General features: G+C 73.7%; 6 protein-coding genes. All 6 read left to right on the forward strand.

The window, feature by feature from the left end:
• Positions 1–17: 17 nt before the first annotated feature.
• The 6 genes from HZZ00_RS27665 (at position 18) to HZZ00_RS27690 (ending at position 6,002) form a co-directional block, all read left to right on the forward strand.
• Positions 18–1,232, forward strand: coding sequence for a beta-ketoacyl synthase (locus HZZ00_RS27665; RefSeq protein WP_180333742.1), 1,215 nt, complete (start codon positions 18–20; stop codon positions 1,230–1,232).
• Complete coding sequence (locus tag HZZ00_RS27670) at positions 1,229–2,329, forward strand: beta-ketoacyl synthase N-terminal-like domain-containing protein (protein ID WP_180328991.1); 1,101 nt, start codon at positions 1,229–1,231, stop codon at positions 2,327–2,329. The genes HZZ00_RS27665 and HZZ00_RS27670 overlap by 4 nt, the downstream gene beginning before the upstream one ends.
• A gap of 34 nt (positions 2,330–2,363) precedes the next feature.
• Positions 2,364–3,113: a 3-oxoacyl-[acyl-carrier-protein] reductase gene (fabG, locus tag HZZ00_RS27675; RefSeq protein WP_180328992.1), complete on the forward strand. Its 750-nt coding sequence runs from the start codon at positions 2,364–2,366 to the stop codon at positions 3,111–3,113.
• Entirely contained in the window at positions 3,110–4,477 is a 1,368-nt protein-coding gene (locus HZZ00_RS27680; RefSeq protein WP_180328993.1) for a condensation domain-containing protein, read from the forward strand. The genes fabG and HZZ00_RS27680 overlap by 4 nt, the downstream gene beginning before the upstream one ends.
• 125 nt (positions 4,478–4,602) lie before the next feature.
• Complete coding sequence (locus HZZ00_RS27685) at positions 4,603–5,646, forward strand: MupA/Atu3671 family FMN-dependent luciferase-like monooxygenase (protein ID WP_180328994.1); 1,044 nt, start codon at positions 4,603–4,605, stop codon at positions 5,644–5,646.
• Positions 5,647–5,765: 119 nt separating this feature from the next.
• Positions 5,766–6,002: an MbtH family NRPS accessory protein gene (locus HZZ00_RS27690; RefSeq protein WP_070021915.1), complete on the forward strand. Its 237-nt coding sequence runs from the start codon at positions 5,766–5,768 to the stop codon at positions 6,000–6,002.
• Positions 6,003–6,206 lie beyond the last annotated feature (204 nt).

The following is a 6,206-nucleotide window of genomic DNA, read 5'->3' on the forward strand; positions in this document are numbered from 1 at the left end:
GGGTCGTGGTCACCGGAATGGGCGTCGTCTCCGGTCTTGGCACCGGGACCGCCGAATTCGCCCGGTCGCTGCGCGCGGGGCGCAGCGGGATCGGCCCTCTCGAGGAGTTCGGACGCGCCGGCTTCGCGCACTGGAACGTGGGCGAGGTCGGCCGCTTCGAGGCCGCGGACTGGTTCCGCGCCGAAGACCCCCGGGAGTACGGACGGGCCGCCCAGTTCGCGGTGGCGGCCACCAGGCTGGCTGTTCAGGAAGCCGGCCTCGACGAGGAGGAACTGCGGCACCGGCGGGTGCTCGTCTCGGTCGGTACGACCGACGGCGGCACCAAGGAGGTGGACCAGCTCGCCGAGCGGCGGCACCGCGGGGGCGAGGTGCGCCCGGACCCGGACATCGCGCGGCGCACGCCGGCCGAGCGGCTCTCCGACGCCGTCGTCAACGAACTGCGACTGGAGGACGTGGAGTCGGTCACCGTGCCCACCGCCTGCGCGGCGGGCAACTACGCGGTGGGCCAGGGGCTGGACGCGCTGCGCGACGGCGAGGCGGACGTGGCGCTGTGCGGGGGCACGGACGCGCTGTCCCGCAAGACGTTCGCGGGCTTCTACCGGCTCGGCGCGATGTCCCCGGACCTGTGCCGGCCTTTCGACGCCGACCGCAAGGGGATGATCGTCGCGGAGGGCGCCGGGATGCTCGTGCTGGAGCCGCTGGGGGCGGCGCTGGCGCGCGGCGCCCGGATCCTGGCCGAGGTGCTGGGTTACGGACTGAGCTGCGACGCCCACCACCCGACCGCTCCGGACCGCGACGGGGTGGTCCGCGCGGTCCGTGCCGCGCACCGGGACGCGGGGGTGAGCGGCGCCGACGTCGACTACGTCTCCGCGCACGGCACCGGGACCAAGGCCAACGACATCGTCGAGACGGCCGCCCTGCGCGAGGTGTTCGGCGCGGACCTGCCCCCGGTGAGCGCCCTGAAGTCGATGCTCGGGCACACCCTGGGCGCGGCCAGCGCCCTCGGCACCATCGCCTGCGTGCTGGCGATGACGGAGGGCTTCCTGCCGCCGACGATCAACCACCGGACCCAGGACCCGGAGTGCGACGTGGACTGCGTGCCCAACGTGGCCGTGGCCGCACGGCCGCGCGTCACCCAGAACAACGGGATGGCCTTCGGCGGCAACAACGCCGTCGTGGTCCTCGGGCGTTACGACGGTCCCGGGGCGGCCGGAGCGGGGGAAGCCTCATGACGACCACCACGGCCGGACGGCCGGTGATCACCGCCTGGTCGGCGCTGTCCCCCTGGGGGGAGGGCGCCGACGCCTTCCGGGCCGGGCTGGCCGCCGGGACGGAGGCCATCGCCACGGTGGACAGCGAGTTCGTGCCCGGCACGCCCGTGCGGGCGGGCATCGTGCCCGGGTTCTCGATGGAGTACCCGGGCACCCGGGGCCTGCGCTCGCTGGACCGGCTCACCCGGCTCACCCTGCGGCTGAGCGAACTGCTGCTCACCGAGCAGGGGGGCGGTCTCGGCAGCGCCCCGGAGGACACCGGCATGGTGTTCGCCACCTCCGGCAGCCACCGGACCGGCCTGGAGTTCACCGGCCGGTCCTACCGGGAGCGGCTGCCCTTCCACGTGGACGTGGCCCGCTTTCCCTCGACCGCCGTCAACTGCGCGGCCAGCCGCAGCGCCATCGTGCACGGTCTCAAGGGGCCCAACACCACGCTGACCGCGGGTCCCGCCGGGGGGCTGCTCGTCCTCGGGCAGGCGGCCAGGCTGCTGCGCCAGGGCCGCGCGGAGGTGCTGCTGGCCGGGGCGGCCGAGGAGTACACCGAGGACCGGGTGCTGCTGGAGGACGCCCTGCACCGGGGCGAGGGCGCGGCCCCGCCGGTCGCCGAGGGCGGCGCGCTGTTCGTCGTCGAGACGGCCGACGGCGCCGCGGCGCGGGGCCGCACCCCGCTCGCCACGCTGCTCGGCACCCGGTTCCGGGCGTATCACCCCCGCTCGGGCGGGGAGGCCGGCAAGGCGCTCCACCGCTGTGTGACCGATCTGCTGGACGACGCCCGCACCGGCGCCGACGAGATCACCCTCGTCGTCCGCTCGGACCCGGACGGGCCGCTCGGCGAACAGGAGGACAGCGCGCTCGACGGGCTGTTCGGCGGGCCGGACGCCGTACGGCAGCTGGCCCCCGGGCACCGGCTGGGTCACGCGGGCTCCGCCGCGCCCGCGTTCCAGGTCGCGGCGGCGCTCGCCGCGAACGGCCCGCGTCCCCTGCGGGCACCGGCACTGATCACCTTCGTGGCCGACGGCCGGGTCGGCGCCGCGCTGCTGGGCGCGCCGCCCGGCTGAGCCCCACGACACACGGGAACGAGGAAGAGACGACATGAGCGAGACCGGTAACCGGCCGGTGGCGCTGATCAGCGGCGGTTCGCGCGGCATCGGCCGCGCGGTGGTCGCGCGGCTCGCCCGCGACGGCCACGACATCGCCTTCTGCTACGCGTCCGACCACGAGGCCGCCGAGGCCACGGCCAAGGAGGCCCGGGAGCACGGGGCGCGGGTGCTGTCCCGCCGCGTCGACGTCACCGACCGGGCGGGGGTCGCCGGGTTCGTCCAGGACGTCGAGGGGACCCTCGGTCCCGTCGGCGTCCTGGTGACGGCCGCCGGCATCATCCGCGACGCGCCGCTGGCGCGGATGCCCGACGCGTCCTGGGACGAGGTGCTGCGCACCAACCTGGACGGCACCTTCAATCTGTGCCGGGCCGTCACCTACTCCATGATGCGCCGCCGCACGGGCGCCGTGGTCACGCTGTCCTCGGTGGCCGGCGTCCACGGCAACGCCTCCCAGACGAACTACTCCGCCTCCAAGGCGGGCATCATCGGCTTCACCAAGGCGCTCGCCAAGGAGACGGGACGCAGCGGGCTGCGCGCCAACGTGGTGGCGCCGGGACTGATCGAGACGGACATGACCGCCGGGCTGCCGGAGAAGGTCGCCAAGGACCTGCTCGGCTCGATCCCGATGCGCCGTTTCGGGCGGCCCGAGGAGGTGGCCGAGCTGGTCGCGTTCCTGGTCTCGGAGCGGGCCGGCTACATCACCGGCCAGGTCTTCCAGGTGGACGGGGGCCTGTCGTGGTGAGTGAGCCCAGGCCGCTCAGCGCGGCCCAGCAGTCGCTGTGGACGGCGTACCGCATGGCCCCGGCCGGGCACGCCTACACCATGCTGCTGTCCCTGCGGATTCGCGGCCCGCTGGACACCGCCGCCCTGGCGGGCGCCCTCGACCTGGTCTGCCGCCGGCACGAGATGCTGCGGTCGTGCTTCGCCGAGGTGGCCGGAGAACCCGTACGGCTGCCCCGCGCGGAGCCGCCCGCCGCGCTGGAGATCATCGACGTGCCGGGCACGAGCGACGAGGCGCTCCTCGGTCTGCTGCGCGAGGCGGCCCGGCTGCCGTTCGCCCTGGAGCGCACCGGGCCGCTGCGGGCACTGCTGTACCGGCGCGCGGCGGACGACTTCGCGCTGTCGCTGGCCGTGCACCACATCGCCGGGGACTTCTCCTCGTACTCGCTGCTGCTGGACGAGGTCTTCACCGTCTACCGCTGCCTGGTGGCCGGCGAGGAACCGGAGCTGGCGGACATCGCCCGCGGTTACGACGAGTACGTCGCGGAGGAGGCCGCCCACCCCGGCACCCCGGCCGGGCGGCGCGACCACGCCTACTGGTCGCAGCTGCTGGCCGGGGCCGTCACCACGGAGCTGCCCACCGACCGGCCCCGGCCGCCGGTGCCCAGCCACACGGGCGGCACCGTACGGCTGGACCTCGCGGTGCTGTCGGACGATCTCCAGCGGGCCGCCAAGTCGGTGGGCGCCCGGCCCTATCCGCTGCTGCTGGCCGCCTACCTGGCGCTGCTCGCCCGCTGGACGGGTGAGCAGGACATCATGGTGGGGACCCCGGCGAGCACCCGTGCCCGCCCCGACCGCGCGGTCTTCGGCTGCTATCTGAACAGCATCCCGGTCCGGGTCCGGGTCGACGCCGACACCACCTTCGCGGCGCTGGCCGGGGAGAGCGGCAGGCAGCTGCTGGAGGGCATGCGGCACGTCCGGCTGCCGGCCGGCGCGGTGCTGCCGGGCCGGCGCGGGCCGCTGGTGCGGCTGGGCGCGCTGCTGCTGCAGATGAGCGACCTCGACGCGCGGTTCCCGCCGCCTGCGCCGGGCGAACCGGAGGGCGTCGCGGCCGAGATCGCGGGCCTGCAGGTCAGCCGTATCGACGAACCCAGCCAGGAGGGGCAGCTGGACCTGATGCTCACCCTGCACCAGGGCGTGCACGGTCTGGTCGGGGTGCTCACCTACGACTCCGACCTGTTCGACCACGAGAGCGTCGAGCGCTTCGCCCGGTGCTACGAGCGTTTCCTGCGGGCGGCGGCGGACGATCCCGGACGGCGGGTCGCCGACGTTCCGCTGACCGACGAGGACGACCTGGCGGCGCTGCTCGCACTCGGCGGCGCCTGACCGGACCCGCGGCCCTCGCCGGGCCGCCGATAGAAGGGTGAAACCGCACCGATATCCCCGGCTTCTACGGTCTTCGTCGGGTGCGGAGAACGCCCTGCGCACCCGATTCGGACCGAGGAGCCGAGGTGGATTTCAGCCTTTTCTATTTCGCCAACGACAGTGACGACACGAGCGGCGCGGATCGCTACGAACTTTTCCTGGAAGGCGCCCGGTTCGCGGACCGCAATGGTTTCACCGCCGTCTGGACTCCCGAGCGGCACTTCCACCGTTTCGGCGGCCTCTACCCCAACCCGGCGGTCACCGGCGCGGCGCTCGCCGTGGCCACGGAGCGGGTCCGGATCCGGGCCGGCAGCGTGGTGGCGCCCCTGCACCACCCGCTGCGGATCGCCGAGGACTGGTCGGTCGTCGACAACCTCTCCGGTGGCCGGGTCGGCATCTCCTTCGCCTCCGGCTGGCACCCGGCCGACTTCGTGATGCGGCCCGACGCGCACAGCACGCGCCGCGAGGTGATGGACGAGACGATCGAGACGGTGCGCCGGCTGTGGCGCGGGGAGTCGGTGACGCTGCCCGACGGCAAGAACGAACCCGCCGAGGTGCGCGTCTTCCCGCCGGCGGTCCAGCCCGAGCTGCCCTTCTGGATCACCAGCGCCGGCAGCGCCGACACCTTCCGCAAGGCCGGCGCGCAGGGCGGCGGCGTCCTCACGCATCTGCTCAGCCAGGACATCGACGAGCTGCGCACGAAGATCGCCGCCTACCGGGAGTCGTACCGCGCGCACCACGCGGAGGGCTCGGGGCATGTGGTGCTGATGCTGCACACGTTCCTCGGTTCCTCCACCGAGGAGGTCCGCGAGCTGGTCCGGGGCCCGCTGTCGGGCTATCTCAAGACCTCGTTCGGGCTGATCTCCGGCTCCATCGGCAACCGCCCGGGCACCTTCGACTCCGCCGACATCAAGGAGTCCGACGTCGCCTATCTCGTGGAGCGCGGGTTCACCCGGTTCTTCGAGCGGCAGGGCATGTTCGGCACCGTCGAACAGGGCGAGCGGGTGGTGGATCTCCTCCAGGAGGTCGGCGTCGACGAGATCGGCTGCCTGGTCGACTTCGGTGTCGGCACCGAGCAGACCCTGAAAAGCCTGGAATTCCTCGCCGAGTTGAAAAACCGCCGCGGCTGAGGCGCATCGATCCGGCGTATGGGCCGTATGGGCGCGATATAGCCGCCACCCGAACAGTTGTACCGGGCGTGGGCCGCGCGGCGGCCGGCGCATCATCATCCGACAGGGAGTCAGCCACCATGAGTGAGAGCCACAACGACGAGCGCGCCTACCGCGTGGTCCGCAACGACGAGGAGCAGTACTCGATCTGGTGGGCCGACCGTGACCTTCCCGCCGGCTGGCACGCGGAGGGCACCGAGGGCCCCAAGGAGGCGTGCCTCCAGCGGATCGAGGAGGTCTGGACCGACATGCGTCCGCTCAGCCTCCGCCTGCGCATGGAGCAGAGCCAGGACGAGGGCGCCCCGCTCGCGTCCTGACCCCGAGCGCGCCGGCCCGGTTCCCCCGACGGGCCGGCGCTCCCTTTTGTCCTCCGGGCCCCCTCGTTCCGGCCCCGCCGTCCGCTTCCGCGTCTTCGCCGCATGTCAGACGTACGCCGCTCGGGGACGCACGCCCGCCTCCGTGCTCCCGAACCCGCCGTGCCCCACCGTCCGGCCGCAGCTGTCCAGCAGAGGAATCCCAAG

The organism is Streptomyces sp. NEAU-sy36 (assembly GCF_013423905.1).
GTDB lineage: Bacteria > Actinomycetota > Actinomycetes > Streptomycetales > Streptomycetaceae > Streptomyces > Streptomyces misionensis.

What these genes read in the sequence shown, in the direction of transcription:
- HZZ00_RS27665 (WP_180333742.1), top strand. Translation starts at nt 18, where the DNA reads ATGGGCGTCGTCTCCGGTCTTGGCACCGGGACCGCCGAATTCGCCCGG.
- HZZ00_RS27670 (WP_180328991.1), top strand. Translation starts at nt 1,229, where the DNA reads ATGACGACCACCACGGCCGGACGGCCGGTGATCACCGCCTGGTCGGCG.
- fabG (WP_180328992.1), top strand. Translation starts at nt 2,364, where the DNA reads ATGAGCGAGACCGGTAACCGGCCGGTGGCGCTGATCAGCGGCGGTTCG.
- HZZ00_RS27690 (WP_070021915.1), top strand. Translation starts at nt 5,766, where the DNA reads ATGAGTGAGAGCCACAACGACGAGCGCGCCTACCGCGTGGTCCGCAAC.